14 protein-coding genes and 1 tRNA gene are annotated in these 16,064 nt (G+C 66.8%); 3 read left to right on the top strand and 12 right to left on the bottom strand.

Going from position 1 to position 16,064, the window contains the following annotated elements:
- Positions 1 to 44 precede the first annotated feature (44 nt).
- Positions 45 to 815: a hypothetical protein gene (locus tag CV_RS08155; RefSeq protein ID WP_045050342.1), complete on the top strand. Its 771-nt coding sequence runs from the start codon at positions 45 to 47 to the stop codon at positions 813 to 815.
- Between the two features lie 128 nt (positions 816 to 943).
- Positions 944 to 2,752, top strand: a complete 1,809-nt coding sequence (locus CV_RS08150; protein ID WP_011135214.1) for a carbon starvation CstA family protein — start codon at positions 944 to 946, stop codon at positions 2,750 to 2,752.
- A gap of 69 nt (positions 2,753 to 2,821) precedes the next feature.
- On the opposite strand, the gene CV_RS08145 is transcribed toward CV_RS08150, so the two are convergent.
- The 9 genes from CV_RS08145 to hemG all read right to left on the bottom strand — a co-directional run bounded on the left by CV_RS08145 (position 2,822) and on the right by hemG (position 11,919).
- Entirely contained in the window at positions 2,822 to 4,237 is a 1,416-nt protein-coding gene (locus tag CV_RS08145; protein ID WP_043595842.1) for a sodium:proton antiporter, read from the bottom strand.
- A 341-nt stretch (positions 4,238 to 4,578) separates the two neighbouring features.
- Positions 4,579 to 4,968 (bottom strand): lactoylglutathione lyase, encoded by a 390-nt coding sequence (gloA, locus tag CV_RS08140; protein ID WP_011135212.1) that lies wholly within the window; start codon positions 4,966 to 4,968, stop codon positions 4,579 to 4,581.
- A gap of 19 nt (positions 4,969 to 4,987) precedes the next feature.
- Positions 4,988 to 5,698 carry a M48 family metallopeptidase gene (locus CV_RS08135; protein WP_043595839.1) on the bottom strand — a complete coding sequence of 237 codons (711 nt, stop codon included), beginning with the start codon at positions 5,696 to 5,698 and terminating at the stop codon, positions 4,988 to 4,990.
- Positions 5,658 to 6,434: a lysophospholipid acyltransferase family protein gene (locus tag CV_RS08130; RefSeq protein WP_011135210.1), complete on the bottom strand. Its 777-nt coding sequence runs from the start codon at positions 6,432 to 6,434 to the stop codon at positions 5,658 to 5,660. The genes CV_RS08135 and CV_RS08130 overlap by 41 nt, the downstream gene beginning before the upstream one ends.
- 16 nt (positions 6,435 to 6,450) lie before the next feature.
- Positions 6,451 to 6,990 (bottom strand): D-glycero-beta-D-manno-heptose 1,7-bisphosphate 7-phosphatase, encoded by a 540-nt coding sequence (gmhB, locus tag CV_RS08125; RefSeq protein ID WP_011135209.1) that lies wholly within the window; start codon positions 6,988 to 6,990, stop codon positions 6,451 to 6,453.
- Between the two features lie 111 nt (positions 6,991 to 7,101).
- Entirely contained in the window at positions 7,102 to 9,162 is a 2,061-nt protein-coding gene (gene glyS / locus CV_RS08120) for a glycine--tRNA ligase subunit beta (protein WP_011135208.1), read from the bottom strand.
- Positions 9,163 to 9,177: 15 nt separating this feature from the next.
- Complete coding sequence (locus tag CV_RS08115; RefSeq protein WP_011135207.1) at positions 9,178 to 9,600, bottom strand: surface-adhesin E family protein; 423 nt, start codon at positions 9,598 to 9,600, stop codon at positions 9,178 to 9,180.
- Between the two features lie 64 nt (positions 9,601 to 9,664).
- Positions 9,665 to 10,555 (bottom strand): glycine--tRNA ligase subunit alpha, encoded by an 891-nt coding sequence (gene glyQ / locus CV_RS08110; RefSeq protein WP_043595837.1) that lies wholly within the window; start codon positions 10,553 to 10,555, stop codon positions 9,665 to 9,667.
- Between the two features lie 56 nt (positions 10,556 to 10,611).
- On the bottom strand, positions 10,612 to 11,919 hold the full coding sequence (gene hemG, locus CV_RS08105; RefSeq protein ID WP_158303306.1) for a protoporphyrinogen oxidase: 1,308 nt from the start codon (positions 11,917 to 11,919) through the stop codon (positions 10,612 to 10,614).
- A 155-nt stretch (positions 11,920 to 12,074) separates the two neighbouring features.
- On the opposite strand from hemG, the gene CV_RS08100 reads away from it, so the two are divergent.
- Positions 12,075 to 13,619 (top strand): methyl-accepting chemotaxis protein, encoded by a 1,545-nt coding sequence (locus CV_RS08100; RefSeq protein WP_227590075.1) that lies wholly within the window; start codon positions 12,075 to 12,077, stop codon positions 13,617 to 13,619.
- Positions 13,620 to 13,668: 49 nt separating this feature from the next.
- Here CV_RS08100 and tdh read toward each other — a convergent pair whose 3' ends face one another.
- The 3 genes from tdh to CV_RS23455 all read right to left on the bottom strand — a co-directional run bounded on the left by tdh (position 13,669) and on the right by CV_RS23455 (position 16,054).
- Entirely contained in the window at positions 13,669 to 14,694 is a 1,026-nt protein-coding gene (tdh, locus tag CV_RS08095) for an L-threonine 3-dehydrogenase (RefSeq protein ID WP_011135203.1), read from the bottom strand.
- A gap of 52 nt (positions 14,695 to 14,746) precedes the next feature.
- Positions 14,747 to 15,946 carry a glycine C-acetyltransferase gene (locus CV_RS08090; RefSeq protein WP_011135202.1) on the bottom strand — a complete coding sequence of 400 codons (1,200 nt, stop codon included), beginning with the start codon at positions 15,944 to 15,946 and terminating at the stop codon, positions 14,747 to 14,749.
- 15 nt (positions 15,947 to 15,961) lie between these two features.
- Positions 15,962 to 16,054, bottom strand: a tRNA-OTHER gene (locus CV_RS23455).
- Positions 16,055 to 16,064: the final 10 nt, after the last annotated feature.

Genomic DNA, 16,064 nt, shown 5'->3' with positions numbered 1-16,064 from the left:
CATACAAGGCGCGATACGAGACGGATGGATGCGAGGGGATGGCCATGATCGCGCCGGAAACGCTTTGCCTGCCGCTGGCCCTGTGCGCGGCGCAGGCCCTTGCCTGCAACGGCACCGCCACGCCGGAAACCGCGCCTCGGGTGGATGCTCCCGACCTGCGCGGCATCGCGGTATACCTGCCGCGGGTGCTGGAAAACAGCGAGTCCGGCCCCTTCGCCGACCTGCTGCAAACCATCGCCCGCCACTACCCGGCCGGCAGGATCAGCTTCGAGATCAAGCCGGTCAAGCGCGTCTACCTGGACACGGACGACCGCGGGGCCGACTTCCGCTTCCCCATCATGAAAGTGCGCGACAACGCCGACGGCGCCACGCCCTACCAGTTCTCCCACGAGATGATGGGCAAGGTCACCTTCGTGCTTTATTCCCATCAGGCCAAGCCGTTGCGCAAGATCGACATCCTGCGCACCGCCAACCTCGCGCGGTATGCGGTGGAGGCGCCGCCGGTCAACTGGGGCTTCCCCAGCAAGAGCGTGGTCAACCTGGAGCTGTCGCTGAAGCAGCTGAATCTGGGGCGGGTCGACGCCGTGCTGTGGGCGCAGGAGGAAGCCGACTACCTGGTGCGCAAGAACAAGCTCAGCCACATCCATCGCGAGCATTTCGACGACTTCCCCGACGTGCTGTTCATGTCCTGCAACCGCCGGGGCGACTTCGTCAATCAGGCGCTCAGCCGCGCCATCAGGGCCGCCCGCGCCAGCGGCGAGCTGCAGAAGGCCTACGCCAGAGTGCACCAGCCCTATCAGGACTGGCAGCCGTAGCGGCCCGCCGCCGCTCGCCCCCGCCACGCCGCCGCTCGCGACGCCAGGCTGCCGCTCGCCGACTTCGGGCGCCGGCGCACGTCCTTTACGGCGTAAGGTGAAGCCACGATTTCACCGGAGCCACCATCATGGATCACGCATTGACTTTTGTGATCGGCAGCCTGTGCATTCTTGCGATCTGCTACCGCCTGTACGGGGTATTCTTCACGCGCAAGGTGCTGGGCGTCGACGACAGCGCCGTCACCCCCTCTCACGAACTGAAGGACGGCAAGGACTACGTGCCCACCAGCAAGTGGGTGGCCTTCGGCGGCCACTTCGCCGCCATCGCCGCCGCCGGCCCGCTGGTGGGCCCGGTGCTGGCCGCCCAGTACGGCTATCTGCCCAGCATGGTCTGGCTGCTGATCGGCTGTGTGATCGGCGGCGCGGTGCACGACACCGTGGTGCTGTTCGCGTCGATGAAGCACCATGGCAAGTCGCTGTCCGAAGTGGCCAAGGCCGAACTCGGCCCGGTGGCCGGCTGGTGCACCGGGCTGGCCATGCTGTTCATCATCACCATCACCATGGCTGGTCTGTCCATGGTGGTGGTGCACGCGCTGGAGCGCAACCCGTGGGGCGCTTTCGCCGTGTTCATGACCATCCCCATCGCCATAGCCGTCGGCCTGTGGGAGCGCGTCACCGGAAGCATGAAGAATGCCAGCTATGTGGGCATCGCCGCCATCATGGCCTGCGTGTTCGCCGGCCCTTACATCCAGCACACCGCGCTGGGCGAATGGCTGTCGCTGAAGGCATCCACCGTGTCGTTGCTGCTGCCTATCTACGCCTTCTTCGCCACCGCGCTGCCGGTCTGGATGCTGCTGACCCCGCGCGCCTGCCTGTCCAGCTTCATGAAGATAGGCGTGTTCGGCCTGTTGGTGGCCGGCGTGGTGTTCATCAACCCGCAGATCCAGTTCCCGGCGGTGACGCAGTTCATCCATGGCGGCGGCCCGGTGCTGTCCGGCCCGGTATGGCCGTTCATCTCCATCACCATCGCCTGCGGCGCCATTTCCGGCTTCCACGCCTTCATCGGCTCCGGCACCACGCCCAAGCAGATCGACAAGTGGAGCGACATCCTGCCGGTGGGCTTCGGCGCCATGCTGGCCGAATGCGTAGTCGGCGTGATGGCCTTGATCGCCGCCACCGCCTTGCATCCGGCTGATTACTTCGCCATCAACTCCGCCCCGGCCGTGTTCCACACCCTGGGCATGGACGTGGTGAATCTGCCCAAGCTGTCCGAGGAGATCGGCCTCGATCTGTACGGCCGCACCGGCGGCGCGGTGACGCTGGCGGTGGGCATGGCGGACATCTTCACCCGCATCCCGTGGTTCAGCAATCTGGCGTCCTATTTCTTCCAATTCATGGTGATGTTCGAAGCCGTGTTCATCCTCACCGCCATCGATTCCGGCACCCGCGTCGCCCGTTACCTGATCCAGGACTTCGTCGGCGATCTGTGGGCGCCGCTGAAGCGCACCGACTGGATGCCCGGCGCCATCGGCGCTTCCGTCGTGGCCTGCGTGATGTGGGGATACCTGCTGAACTCCGGCGACATCAACTCGGTATGGGCGCTGTTCGGCGTGTCCAACCAGCTGATGGCCTCCATCGGCCTGATCATCGGCGCCACCATCATCCTGCGGCTGTCGCACAAGCGCAGCTACATGCTGACCTGCCTGGTGCCGCTGGCCTACCTGTACGTCACCGTCAACTACGCCGGCTACTGGATGGTTAAGAACGTGTACCTGAACCCGGCCGCCAAGGGCTACAACCTGTTCAACGCCGGCATCTCCATCGTGATGCTGGCCCTGGGGCTGGCGATCCTGGTCTCCGCCGTCCGCCGCTGGAAGGCGCTGTTGGGCCGTCCGGCGCCTCAAGCCGCCCTGGAGCCCGCCGCCGCCAAAGCCTGACCTCCCTCTTGTCCAACAAAAAAGCCCATCGCAAACGCGATGGGCTTTTTGATTGCCGACCCAACAGAATCAGAAGTGGAAGAACACCAGCGTCAGCAGCGCGAAGCACGGCAGCAGCACGGCGCCGGACCACAGCATGTAGCCGAAGAAGCCCGGCATCCTGACGTGGCGGTGCTCGGCGATGGCCTTGACCATGAAGTTGGGCGCGTTGCCGATATAGGTCATCGCCCCCATGAACACGGCGCCCATCGAGATGGCCAGCAAGGTGCTGGCGAACGGGCCCATCAGTTCGGCGGCGTCGCCGGACGCCAGGTTGAAGAACACCAGATAGGTCGGCGCGTTGTCCAGGAAGCTGGACAGGATGCCGGTCATCCAGAAGTACATGCCGTCCAGCGGCTTGCCATCGGGGCCGGACACGGCCTGCACCAGGCCGGCCAGCGCGCCGTGGTCGCCGGCGCGCAGGATGGCGATCACCGGCGCGATGGTGATGAAGATGCCGGCGAACAGCTTGCCCACTTCCAGAATGGGCAGCCAGTTGAACTCGTTGCCGGCGCGCACCTGCTTGGGCGTGATCCACAGCGAGGCGAAAGCCAGCAGCAGCAGGATCCCGTCGCGCAGCAGGTTCTGCAGCTCCAGGTGGACGCCGGGCAGCGCGAAGGCGATGCCGGGCTTCCACAGGCCGGACATCAGCACCGCGCCCACCACGCCGGCCAGCAGCCAGAAATTGCGCTTGCCGTGCAGCTTCAGCGGCTTGTCGTGGCTGGTGTCCACCGGTTTGAGCGTGCCTTCCTTCGCCTCCTTGGCGAACATGTGGCGGTCCAGGAAGTAGAAAATGGCCAGCAGCAGCGCCGACAGCAACAGCACCGGGGCCAGCATGTGCTGGAAGGTCCAGCCGAAGGTCACGCCCTTCAGAAAGCCGAGGAACAGCGGCGGATCGCCCAGCGGCGTCAGGCCGCCGCCGACATTGGCCACCAGGAAGATGAAGAACACCACCACGTGCACATTGCGCTTGCGGCCCTCGTTGGCGCGCAGCAGCGGCCGGATCAGCAGCATCGCCGCGCCGGTGGTGCCCATGACCGACGCCAGCGCGGTGCCGATGGCCAGGATGACAGTGTTCAGCCGGGGCGACGCGTGCAGCGAGCCCCACACCAGGATGCCGCCCGACACCGTGTACAGCGCGAACAGCAGCACGATGAAGGGGATGTATTCGGTGAACAGCGCGTGCAGCACCAGCGCGCCGGCGTGGCCCAGCCCGAAGGCCGCGGCGAAAGGCAGCAGGAACAGCGCGGTCCAGACCGCGGTGATCTTGCCGAAATGGTGGTGCCAGATGCCGGGAGCCAGCATCGGAAACAGCGCGATGGACAGCAGGATGCCGGCGAACGGCACGCCCCAGGCCAGGCCGAGCGTGGCGCCGTCCAGATCGGCGGCGCGGGCGAACGCGGGGAGCAGCAAGCCTCCCGCCAGTGCAATCAGTTTTTTATTCATCAGTCCTTCCCGAACGAGCAGATGCCCGTGATGCCAAAACGCAGCCGCGGCTGCCGGAACATTCCCGGTTGGTAGGGCCCGAGCAGGCCCTTTTATTGAAAAGCGGACCGGCTTCCGGGTGCCGGTCCGCCTGGGCGGCCCCTCCCGCCCGCGGCCAGCCGCGTCGCGCGCGGCCGGCGAATTCGGCGGAATATCCGAAAGCCTCCGGACATTCCGCCGGCAGCGCCTAGAATGGCTTACAAAACCCAGTTTTACGGCTGAGGCAAGGCGCGCCGACGCAGACGGCACAAGCCGTACGGCAAGCCGGCGCCACGCAGCATCAGGGGTTTTGTTAGCCGCTCTTAGCGGCTGCCTTTCTGGATGAACTCGATCTTGTAGCCGTCCGGGTCCTCGATGAAGGCGATCACGGTGGTGCCGTGCTTCATCGGGCCGGCCTCGCGCGTCACCTTGCCGCCCTTGGCGCGCGCCATGTCACAGGCGGCGTAGGCGTCGTCCACCTCGATGGCGATGTGGCCATAGCCGCTGCCCAGATCGTAGGATTCGGTGTCCCAGTTGTGGGTCAGCTCCAGCACGGTGTGCTCGGCCTCGTCGCCGTAGCCGACGAAGGCCAGCGTGAAACGGCCTTCCGGAAAGTCGTTGCGGCGCAGCAGCTTCATGCCCAGCACTTCCTGGTAGAAGGCGATCGAGCGATCCAGGTTGCCGACGCGCAGCATGGTGTGAAGCATTCTCATGGCGTTTTCCTTTTAAAGATCAATCCAAGACAAACAAGCCGCCGCCGTGCTGGCGCAGCCAGCGGCGGGCATCCCGCCAGCCGGGGCAGAGACGCTCGGTCTCGGCCCAGAACGCCGGCGAGTGATTCATGTGCTCAAGATGGGCCAGCTCGTGGGCGGCCACGTAATCGACCACCGCCAACGGCGCCTGCGCCAGCCGCCAGTTCAGGCGGATGCGGCCGTCGGCGCTGCAGCTGCCCCAGCGGGTGCGCGCCGAAGACAGCTGCAGCCCGCTCGGTTTGCGGCGGCAATGCGCCGCCAAAAGGGAAAGGCGGCCGGGAAACAGCATCGCCGCCTCGCGTTTCAGAAATGTGGCCAGCGCGGCTTTCAGCGCGGCGGCGTCGCCGTCGGCCACGCCCGCCACCAGCAGTTCCCCGCCCTCGCGGCGCACCGTCTTGCGCGCGCCGCCGATCAGCCTCAAGGCCAGCGGCTCGCCCAACAGCGCCAGCCGGCTCAGCTCCTCGCCGGCCTCCAGGTGGCTGCGCTGGCGCAGCACGTGGCCGACTATCCAGTCGTAGCGCTGCTGCAGGACCTGGTGCAGACGTTGTTGACTGACTCCCGGCGCGGCGATCAGTTCCACCACGCCGTCGCGGATCTTGATGCCTATGCTCTGGCGCGCGCGGCGCGTCAGCAGCACCGGCACCTCGCCGTCAGGCAGAGGCAGTCGATGCCAGACGCTGGCGTTTTTCATCGGGATGGGCAAAGGGGCCGACGCCGCCGATTTCGCGCTGGCGGGCTTCGATCCAGGCTTCGGCCTGGGCCATCATCGCCTCGGGACCGGCCTCGTTGTCGGGGTGGATGGCGGGGCCGACCACCACGGTGATCTCGCCCGGGTATTTCAGGAAGGCGTTGCGCGGCCAGAATTCGCCGGCGTTGTGCGCCACCGGCACCATGGGCATGTCGAACTGCTTGGCCATGCGCGCGGCGCCCAGCTTGTACTTGCCGCCCACGCCCGGCTTGGTGCGGGTGCCCTCCGGGAACACGGTGATCCAGAAGCCGTGGCGCTTGCGCTCCAGGCCCTGGTCCAGCAGGCGCTGGTTGGCGCGCGCGCGGTCGGAGCGGTTGATGATGATGGGGTTCATCAGCACCAGGCCCCAGCCGAACAACGGGATCCAGGTCAGTTCGCGCTTGGCCACATACACCTGCCACGGGAAGATCTTCTGCAGCGCCAACGTTTCCCAGCCGGACTGGTGCTTGGACGCGATCACCGACGGCGCCGACGGGATGTTCTCCGCGCCGATCACCTTGTATTTCAGCCCGATCACATGCTCAAGCATCCACAGCAGGCTCATCGCCCAAGTCACCCCGAACACGTGGCGGCTGCGGCGCGGCAGCGGCGCCGCCAGCATCAGCAGCAGGAAGAACACCGGTGTGATGACGATGAGCACCACCCAGTACAACAGATTGCGTATCCACAAGCCGATCATGCTTTCAGTCTCTGCCTCAATGATGGTTGATCAGATGCTCGGCGGCATCGTACAAGTCGTTGAACACCAGCGTGCTCTCCGGCAGGCCGCCCTTGGCCAGCGTCTTGGCGCCCTTGCCGGTCTTCACCAGAATGGGCTGGCCGCCGACGGCGGCGATCGCCTCCAGGTCGCGCAGACTGTCGCCTATCATCGGCAGGCCTTCCAGCTTGACGTTGAAGCGTTCGGCGATCTCCAGCACCATGCCGGGCAGCGGCTTGCGGCACTCGCAGCCGTGATCCGCGCTGTGCGGACAGAACACCACCGCGTCGATGCGGCCGCCGGCCTGGCCGACCAGGCGGTGCATCTTCTCGTGCATCGCGTTCAGCGCATGCATGTCGAACAGGCCGCGGGCGATGCCGGACTGGTTGGTCGCCACCACCACGCGCCAGCCGGACTGGGTCAGATTGGCGATCGCCTCCAGGCTGTGCTCCAAGGGCACCCACTCGATGGTGTTCTTCACGAAATCGTCGCGATCCTCGTTGATCACGCCGTCGCGGTCGAGAATGACTAGCTTCACGCTCTCTCCAATGAGTAGGGCGGAAGCCCCGCCGGGGCGTTCCGCCGTTTGTATTCCCGTCGACTGCGAGCTTGGCGGAACGCCCGGCACAGCCGGGCCTCCGCCCTGCCCTCACTCCGCCAGCAGCGAAATGTCGGCCACGCGGTTGAACAGCGCGGCCAGGCTGGCCAGCAGCGCGATGCGGTTGGCGCGCACCCTGGCGTCCTCGGCCATCACCATCACCCCGTCGAAGAACGCGTCCACCGGCGCTTTCAGGCTGGCCAGCTGCGACAAGGCGCCTGAGAAGTCGTGGGCGGCGAACTTGACCTCCACCGCCGGCGCCAGATCCCGCACCGCGGCATACAGCGCCTGCTCGGCGGCCTCCTGCAGCAGCGCGGCGTCCACCGCGCCGATTTCGCCTTCGGCCTTCTTCAGGATGTTGTTGACGCGCTTGTTGGCGGCGGCCAGCGCGGCGGCTTCCGGCAGCGACTTGAACGCGGCCACGGCGGCCAGCACCGCGCGCACTTCGTTCAGGCGGCTGGGCGAGAGCGCCAGCACGGCGTCGATCTCGTCGCCCTTGTAGTCGGCGGCGAGGAAGTTCTTCAGGCGGTCCATCATGAAGCCGAACACTTCGTCGGCGACGTTGGCGGACAGCTTGCCGGCCGGGAAGGCCTCGGCGACGATGGCCAGCAGCGGCTTCAGGTCCAGGTCGGCTTCCAGCGCCATGCGCACCACGCCCAGCGCGGCGCGGCGCAGCGCGAAGGGATCCTTGTCGCCGGTCGGGATCAGGCCGATGCCCCAGATGCCGACGATGGCCTCCAGCTTGTCGGCCAGCGCCACCGCGGTGGCGATCTTGCCTTCCGGCAGGGTGTCGCCGGCGAAGCGCGGATGGTAATGCCCTTCCACCGCGGCGGCCACTTCGGCGTGCTCGCCGTCGTGCTGGGCGTAGTACATGCCCATGATGCCCTGCAGTTCCGGGAATTCGCCGACCATGTCGGTCACCAGGTCGGCCTTGGCCAGATAGGCGGCGCGGGCGGCCAGCGCGGCGTCGGCGCCCAGCTGATGGGCGATGGCGCCGGCGATGCTCTGCAGGCGCTCGACGCGCTCCAGCTGCGTGCCGATCTTGTTGTGGTACACCACGTTGGCCAGGCGCGGCAGGCGGCTGTCCAGGCGGTGCTTCTTGTCCTGCTCGAAGAAGAACTTGGCGTCGGACAGGCGGGCGCGCAGCACGCGCTCGTTGCCGCCGACGATGAAGGACGGATCGGCGGTCTCGACATTGGACACCAGCAGGAAGCGGTTCATCAGCTTGCCGTTCCGGTCCAGCAGCGGGAAGTACTTCTGGTTCTGCTGCATGGTCAGGATCAGGCACTCCTGCGGCACCTGCAGGAACTCGGCCTCGAAGCCGGCCTCCAGCACCACCGGCCATTCCACCAGCGCGGTCACTTCGTCGAACAGCTCGTCCGGCGCGGCGATGGTGGCGCCGAGCTTGGCGGCGGCCTCGGCCAGCTTGTGGCGGATCAGCTCGCGGCGGGCGTCGAAGCTGGCGATCACCTTGCCCTGCTCATGCATAACGCGGGCGTAGGCGTCGGCATTGGCGACGACGACCTCGCCCTGCGACAGGAAGCGGTGGCCGCGGGTGGCGTTGCCGCTGTTCAGGCCCAGCACCTCGCCAGCGATGACCTTGTCGCCGTGCAACATGATCAGGCCGTGCACCGGGCGCACGAACTGCACGTCGGAATCGCCCCAGCGCATCAGCTTGGGCACCGGCAGCTTCTTCAGCGCCAGCGACACCACCTCGGCCAGCTGCGCGGACAGCGCCTCGCCCGGCTTGGTGCTGGAATAGGCGTACACGTCCTGCTTGCCGTTGTTGACGATGGACAGTTCTGACACTTCCACGCCGCAGGAGCGGGCGAAGCCGGCCAGGGCCGGCGTCGGCTGCCCGTCCTTCATGCCGGCGGCCGCGGCCGGACCCTGGCGGGTGATGTGCTGGTCCGGCTGCACGGCGAGCACGCCGGGCAGCTGCACCGCCAGGCGGCGCGGCGACGCGTAGGTCACCGCCGCGGCGTCGGCGGCGACGAACTGCATCTTTTTCAGTTCTTCGGTGATGGTCTGGGCGAAACTGGCGGCCAGACGCGGCAGGGCCTTGGGCGGCAGCTCCTCGGTCAGGAGTTCGATCAGCAGGGTCGCGTTCATTCTCTAACGTTTCAATTATCGGGATGCGGCTCCGGCCGCCTCGCAAATCACCTTCATCATGGCGTGGGCGACCGAATCCTCGCTCACCGGCTGCCACTTCCAGGCATAGCGCGGCACCGGGAACATGGTGGAAAACAGGTGCTTGTTGTTCTTGTCGAAATACTCGGAACCGACAAACACGTACTGGTACTGCTTGCAATCGGCGTAGCCGGTGGTGCGGCGGATATGGAAGCTCAGCCGGTACGACTTCTCGTAGCGCGGCTTGGCGAAGCGCTCCTGGTTGATGAAATGCACCAGCCCGTCCTTGCCCAGCCACAGCGAGTTGCCGTCTATCGCCAGTTGCATCTGGCCGCCGTCCTGGTATACCACCCAGTCGGCGGCCGGCTGCGCCCAGGCCGGCAAAGCGAACAACAGCCAGAATGCGGCTTTGATTCTCATATCCATCCCCTGTCAGGCGCGGCGGCTAAACCGCCGCCCCTAACAGCATAGACTGCCGGGCTGCTCAGTCCTTGCGGCACATCGGGAAGCCCAGCGCCTCGCGGGCGTCGTAGTACGCCTGCGCCACGCCGCGCGACAGATTGCGGATGCGGCCGATGTAGGCGGCGCGCTCGGTCACCGAGATGGAGCCGCGGGCGTCCAGCAGGTTGAAGGTATGGCCCGCCTTCAGGATCATTTCGTAGGCCGGCAGCGGCAGGCTGGCTTCCAGCAGCTTCTTGGCCTCGGCTTCGTAGTCGTTGAACTGGCGGAACAGCAGCTCGACATTGCTGTGCTCGAACGCGTACTTCGACTGTTCCACCTCGTTCTGGTAGAACACGTTGCCGTAGGTGACCGGCTGGCCGTCCGGCAGGTGGGTCCAGATCAGGTCGTAGACGTTTTCCACGCCCTGCAGGTACATCGCCAGGCGCTCCAGGCCGTAGGTGATCTCGCCCAGCACCGGCTTGCAGTCCAGGCCGCCCACTTGCTGGAAGTAGGTGAACTGGGTCACCTCCATGCCGTTCAGCCACACTTCCCAGCCCAGGCCCCAGGCGCCCAGCGTCGGGTTTTCCCAGTTGTCTTCCACGAAGCGGATGTCCTGCACCGTCGGATCCAGGCCCAGTTCCTGCAGCGAACCCAGGTACAGCTCCTGGATGTTGGACGGCGACGGCTTCAACACCACCTGGAACTGGTGGTGCTGGAACAGGCGGTTCGGATTCTCGCCGTAGCGGCCATCCTTGGGACGGCGGCTGGGCTGGACGTAGGCAGCGTTCCAGGGCTCAGGACCCAGCGCGCGCAGGAAGGTGGCGGTATGGGAGGTGCCGGCGCCCACTTCGGTGTCGTACGGTTGCAGCAGCGCGCAGCCCTGGCGGTTCCAGTAGTGCTGGAGCGTGAGGATGATTTCCTGGAAGGTAAGCATAAAGGTGGTGTTGGAAAATTGAAGAAACAAGGGTCGATTCTACCGCCTGACGCCGCTCACGCAAAGCCGCCTTCCCGCTCCGCCAATCGCCGGGCCAGCCGCCGCCCTTTTCTCAGGCAATCCGGCAGGGATGCGCCATCCAGCCAGTTGACGCACAGATGCAAGCCCCGTCCGCCCCACTGCTCGGCCGCGCCGCGCAGCCGGCGCTGCAGCGGCGTGCCCTGCGGCAAGGCCTGCGGCCAACGCGTCAGGTGCTGCGCCAGCGGCCTGCCGCGCATGCCGAACAGGCGTTCCAGCTCCTGGTTGAGCCCCGCCAGCAGCGCGTCGTCGTCCTGTTCCAGCCATTCCGGATGCTTGCGGCCGCCGATGAAGCTGGTCACCAGCCGGGTGCCGTCGGGACAAACGTGCGGATAGATGTTGCTGACCGTCAGATGGCCCAACGTCAACGCGCCCTCCCCGCTCGGATGCAGCGCGCCGTAGCCTGGCAGCGGCTTCTCCATCGCCTCCCCGTCCAGCAGCGTGGACACCACGGCCAGCGGCGCGTACGGAATGCGCCGGCAGACGTCGGCCATTTCCGGCGCCAGCGGATGCAGCAGCTCGGCGGCGGCGGCGGCCGGCACGGCCAACACCACCCGATCGGCCCACTCCCAACCCTCGCGGGTACGCAGCCGCCAGCCGTCGCCGTCGCGGCGCAGCGCGGTCACCGGCGCGCCCAGCTTGATGTCCAGATCCCGCGCCAGCCGCTGCGGCAATTGCTGCAGCCCGCCTGGCAAGGTGCACATCCGGGCGCGCCCGGCCCTTTCGCGCCACAGTCCCTTCCACAATGGCAGCGGCCGCGCCGCCGCCCGCGCCAGCCTGGGCAGCGTCTCGTCCAGCGCCAGTTCCTCCGGATCCCCGGCGAACACGCCGCAGGCCAGCGGGTCCAGCAGCTTGTCCAGCACTTCCTGCCCGAAACGGCGGCGGCAGAAAGCCGCAAGGGAGGACTCGGCCTCGGCCGGATCGCCCGGCCGCAACAGTCCGCGCAACAGCTGCCATTTGGCCCGCCAGCTAAGCAGGCCGCCCGCCATCAGTTGCCAGGGGCCGGCAGGCAACGGCCGGTAGCGCCCACGCTGCAGCACATGCCGCAAATCGCTCCCTTGCTCAGGCCACAGCGGCGACAAGCCGAGCTCCGCCAGCCATTGCCCCAGTTCCTCGTCCAGCAGCAGCGTATTGGGCCCCTGCTCGCACAGCGCCTCCCCCGCCAAGGTGCTCACCTTGCCGCCGACGCGTTCCGCCGCTTCGAACACCCGCACCGGCATGCCGTGCCGTTGCAGCCACCAGGCGCAGGACAGCCCTGAAACGCCGGCGCCGATTACCGCGATCATGATCGTCTCCCGAAAAATCGATTCCATCACGATTATCCTTGCCCATGGCCACCCCTCATTGACTGCGGTCAACCGCGCCCGGCATCACCGCGGGGCGAAGACCCGCGCCCGAAGAGCTATACCGATAGCAATCCGTCCCACTCGAAGGCATGCCGATGCGACACGCCCTCAGCATGAAAGCCAGGCTCTGGCTATTGGCCCTGATCAACCTCACCGTCCTGCTCATGCTTTCCATCGCCTGCCTGGGTCAGCTGCGCGGCATGGCGGACGATACCCGGCGGGAACTGGAGCAGGTCAATCGCGGCAGCCGCATCAATCACGCGATGCAATTGGCCAATCTGCATTTCAAGGTGCAAGTGCAGGACTGGAAAGACGTGCTGCTGCGCGGCAACAATCCGGCCGACTATCAGCGTTACCTCGCCGCCTTCGAGGCCGAAAGCGCCATCGTCGAGCAGACGCTGACCCAGGCGTCAGGCGCCTTGCGCGATGGCGGCGAATCCAGCGCGGCGATAGACGCGGTGCGGGACGAGCACCGCCGGCTCAATGCCCGCTACCGCGCGGCGCTGGCAAGCTTCCGCCAGGACGATCCTCTGGCCGGACAGGCGGTGGACAAGCTGGTGCGCGGCATGGACCGCGACATGACCGACCGGCTGCTGCGGCAAAGCGCAGGCGTGCAGGAAGGATTCGAGCGCACGCTGGCCGAGCAGATCGCCGAGGCGGACAAGGGCTACCGCCATACCCGCGACCTGTTCGCCGCCATCTCCGCCGTCAGCCTGCTGGCGCTGGCCGGCGCCATCGCCCAGATCGGGCGGGGATTGTTCCGCCAGGTCGGCGGCGAGCCGGCGATGGTGGCCGAGGTCGCCCACCGGGTGGCCAGCGGCGACCTGACCGTGAAACTCGAGCCGCGCGGCGGCGACGATCGCAGCGTGCTGGCGGCGATGCAGCACATGGTGAGCCGGCTGACCGGCGTGATCGAGCAGCTGCGGCTGGACGCCGAACAGCTGAACGCCACTTCGTCCGAGGTTTCCGCCTCGGCGCAGTCGCTGAGCCAGAGCGCGTCGCAGCAGGCCGCCAGCCTGGAGGAGACCAGCGCCTCGGTGGAACAGATCGCCGCCACGGTGTCGCAGAACTCGGAAAGCGCCCATCTGACCGACACCATGGCCAGCCAGGCGGCGCTGCTGGCCAACTGTGGCGGCGAGGCCGTGTCGCGCACGGTGGCGGCGATACGCGACATTTCCAGCCGGATAGACGTGATAGACGACATCGCCTACCAGACCAATCTGCTGGCCTTGAACGCCGCCATCGAGGCCGCCCAGGCCGGCAGCCACGGCCGGGGCTTCACCGTGGTGGCCGCCCAGGTGCGCAAGCTGGCCGAGCGCAGCCAGGACGCGGCGCGGGAAATCTGCGCGCTGGCCGGCGGCAGCGTGGACATGGCGGAGCAGGCGGGCACGGCGCTGGGCGAGATGCTGCCGGCGATCCGCAAGACCGCCGAGCTGGTTCAGGAAATCGCGCTGGCCTCGCAGGAACAGAGCGAGGGCCTGCAGCAGATCAATACCGCCGTCTGCCATCTGTCGCTGGCCACCCAGCTGAGCGCCTCCACCTCGGAGCAGCTGTCCGCCGCTTCCGACCAGTTGAACGCGCAGGCCGACCAGCTGCGGCGGATGATCGCTTACTTCAGGACACGCGCCGCGCCGGCATGAAAAAAGCGGCCCGTTACGGGGCCGCTTCGCATGCTGACGGACGCGGGACTCAGCGCCAGTCCAGGATCACCTTGCCGCTCTGGCCGGACAGCATCGCGGCGAAGCCCTGCTCGAACTCGTCCACCTTGAAGTGGTGGGTGATGATAGGACTGATGTCCAGGCCGGACTGGATCAGGGCCACCATCTTGTACCAGGTCTCGAACATCTCGCGGCCGTAAATGCCCTTGATTTCCAGGCCCTTGAAGATCACCTGGTTCCAGTCGATGGCGGTATTGGACGGCGGAATGCCCAGCAGCGCCACCTTGCCGCCGTGGTTCATCGTTTCCAGCATCTGGCGGAAAGCCTGCGGATTGCCGGACATTTCCAGGCCCACGTCGAAGCCCTCGCTCATGTGCAGCTCCTGCATCACCGCCTTCAGGTCCTCGCGGGCGACGTTGACGGCACGGGTGGCGCCCATCTTCTTCGCCAGCTCCAGCCGGTAGTCGTTGACGTCGGTGATGACGACATGGCGCGCGCCGACATGCTTGGCGATGGCCACCGCCATGATGCCGATCGGGCCGGCGCCTGTGATCAGCACGTCCTCGCCCACCAGGTTGAACGACAGCGCGGTGTGCACGGCATTGCCGAACGGGTCGAAGATGGAGGCCAGGTCGTCGGAGATGTCGTCCGGGATCGGGAAGGCATTGAAGGCCGGAATCACCAGGTATTCGGCGAACGCGCCTTCGCGGTTGACGCCGACGCCGGTGGTGTTGCGGCACAGGTGGCGGCGGCCGGCGCGGCAGTTGCGGCAATAGCCGCAGGTGATGTGGCCTTCGCCGGACACGCGCTGGCCGATCTTGAAGCCCTGCACTTCCGAACCCATGCCGGCGACGACGCCGACGTACTCGTGCCCGACGTGCATCGGCACCGGGATGGTCTTCTGCGACCACTCGTCCCAGTTCCAGATATGGATGTCGGTGCCGCAGATCGCGGTCTTGACGATCTTGATCAACAGATCGTTGTGGCCGACTTCCGGCAGCGGAACATCGGTCATTTCCAGGCCGGGAGCGGCCTTCAGCTTGGCAAGCGCCTTCATGTCTCTATCCTTGAAGCCGCGCGGACGCCGCGCGGCCTGTCATGCGGTCAAATCAGATTACGCCCAGCTCGCGGCCGACCTTGATGAAGGCGGCAACAGCCTTCTTCACTTGCTCCTCGCTGTGCGCGGCGGACATCTGGGTGCGGATGCGCGCCTTGCCCTTGGGCACCACCGGGTAGGAGAAGCCGATCACGTACACGCCTTCGGCCAGCAGCTTGGCGGCCATCTCGCCTGCCAGGCGGGCATCGCCCAGCATCACCGGGATGATCGGGTGTTCGCCCGGCACCAGGGTGAAGCCGGCGGCGGACATTTCCTTGCGGAACAGCTCGGCGTTGCGGCGCACCTTGGCGCGCAGCTCCGCGCCCTCGCCGCCCTTCAGGATGTTCAGCACTTCCACGCTGGCGGCGGCGATGGCCGGCGCCAGCGTGTTGGAGAACAGATAGGGGCGCGAGCGCTGGCGCAGCAGGTCGACGATGGGTTGGTGCGCGGCGACGTAGCCGCCGGACGCGCCGCCCAGCGCCTTGCCCAGCGTGCCGGTGTAGATGTCGACGCGGTCGGAGACGCCGCAGTATTCCGGCGTGCCGGCGCCGGTTTCGCCGATGAAGCCCACCGCGTGCGAGTCGTCCACCATCACCAGCGCGTCGTGGCGCTCGGCCAGGTCGCAGATGCCCTTCAGATCGGCGATGATGCCGTCCATGGAGAACACGCCGTCGGTGACGATCAGCTTGAAGCGGGCGCCGGCCTGTTCGGCGGCGACCAGCTGCGCCTCCAGATCGGCCATGTCGTTGTTTTTGTAGCGGAAGCGCTTGGCCTTGGACAGGCGCACGCCGTCGATGATGGACGCGTGGTTCAGCTCGTCCGAGATCACCGCGTCCTCTTCGGTCAGCAGGGTTTCGAACACGCCGCCGTTGGCGTCGAAACAGCTGGAGTACAGGATGGTGTCGTCGGCGCCGAGGAACTCGGAAATCGATTTTTCCAGCTGCTTGTGGATGGACTGGGTGCCGCAGATGAAGCGCACCGACGCGCAGCCGTAGCCGTACTGGTCCATGCCGGCCTTGGCGGCCAGCACCAGGCGCTTGTCGTCGGCCAGGCCCAGGTAGTTGTTGGCGCAGAAGTTCAGCACATGCTCGCCGCCGGCCAGCGCGATGTCGGCGCTTTGCGGCGTGGCGATCACGCGCTCCGGCTTCTCGAAACCGTCGGCCCGGATCTGGGCCAGCGTAGCCTGCAGGTGAGCGAGATAGGTGTGGTTCATGGCAGTCCTTTGGATAGGCGGGACGCGGGAATCGAACCCGCGTCCGCAGGCACCGCGCGCCGCGCTTGGCGGCTGCGCGCCGGAAACTGCCGCCATTCTAGCCCAGCCGCATGGCGGC

The organism is Chromobacterium violaceum ATCC 12472, assembly GCF_000007705.1.
GTDB classification, from domain to species: Bacteria; Pseudomonadota; Gammaproteobacteria; order Burkholderiales; family Chromobacteriaceae; genus Chromobacterium; species Chromobacterium violaceum.
The sequence above is the reverse complement of the archived record's forward strand: the minus strand, read 5'-3'. Positions and strand labels throughout refer to the sequence as shown.

Coding starts and splice junctions, on each gene's coding strand:
- CV_RS08155 (WP_045050342.1), top strand. CDS start 45: ATGATCGCGCCGGAAACGCTTTGCCTGCCGCTGGCCCTGTGCGCGGCG.
- CV_RS08150 (WP_011135214.1), top strand. CDS start 944: ATGGATCACGCATTGACTTTTGTGATCGGCAGCCTGTGCATTCTTGCG.
- CV_RS08145 (WP_043595842.1), bottom strand. CDS start 4,237: ATGAATAAAAAACTGATTGCACTGGCGGGAGGCTTGCTGCTCCCCGCG.
- gloA (WP_011135212.1), bottom strand. CDS start 4,968: ATGAGAATGCTTCACACCATGCTGCGCGTCGGCAACCTGGATCGCTCG.
- CV_RS08135 (WP_043595839.1), bottom strand. CDS start 5,698: ATGAAAAACGCCAGCGTCTGGCATCGACTGCCTCTGCCTGACGGCGAG.
- CV_RS08130 (WP_011135210.1), bottom strand. CDS start 6,434: ATGATCGGCTTGTGGATACGCAATCTGTTGTACTGGGTGGTGCTCATC.
- glyS (WP_011135208.1), bottom strand. CDS start 9,162: ATGAACGCGACCCTGCTGATCGAACTCCTGACCGAGGAGCTGCCGCCC.
- CV_RS08115 (WP_011135207.1), bottom strand. CDS start 9,600: ATGAGAATCAAAGCCGCATTCTGGCTGTTGTTCGCTTTGCCGGCCTGG.
- glyQ (WP_043595837.1), bottom strand. CDS start 10,555: ATGCTTACCTTCCAGGAAATCATCCTCACGCTCCAGCACTACTGGAAC.
- hemG (WP_158303306.1), bottom strand. CDS start 11,919: ATGATCGCGGTAATCGGCGCCGGCGTTTCAGGGCTGTCCTGCGCCTGG.
- CV_RS08100 (WP_227590075.1), top strand. CDS start 12,075: ATGCGACACGCCCTCAGCATGAAAGCCAGGCTCTGGCTATTGGCCCTG.
- tdh (WP_011135203.1), bottom strand. CDS start 14,694: ATGAAGGCGCTTGCCAAGCTGAAGGCCGCTCCCGGCCTGGAAATGACC.
- CV_RS08090 (WP_011135202.1), bottom strand. CDS start 15,946: ATGAACCACACCTATCTCGCTCACCTGCAGGCTACGCTGGCCCAGATC.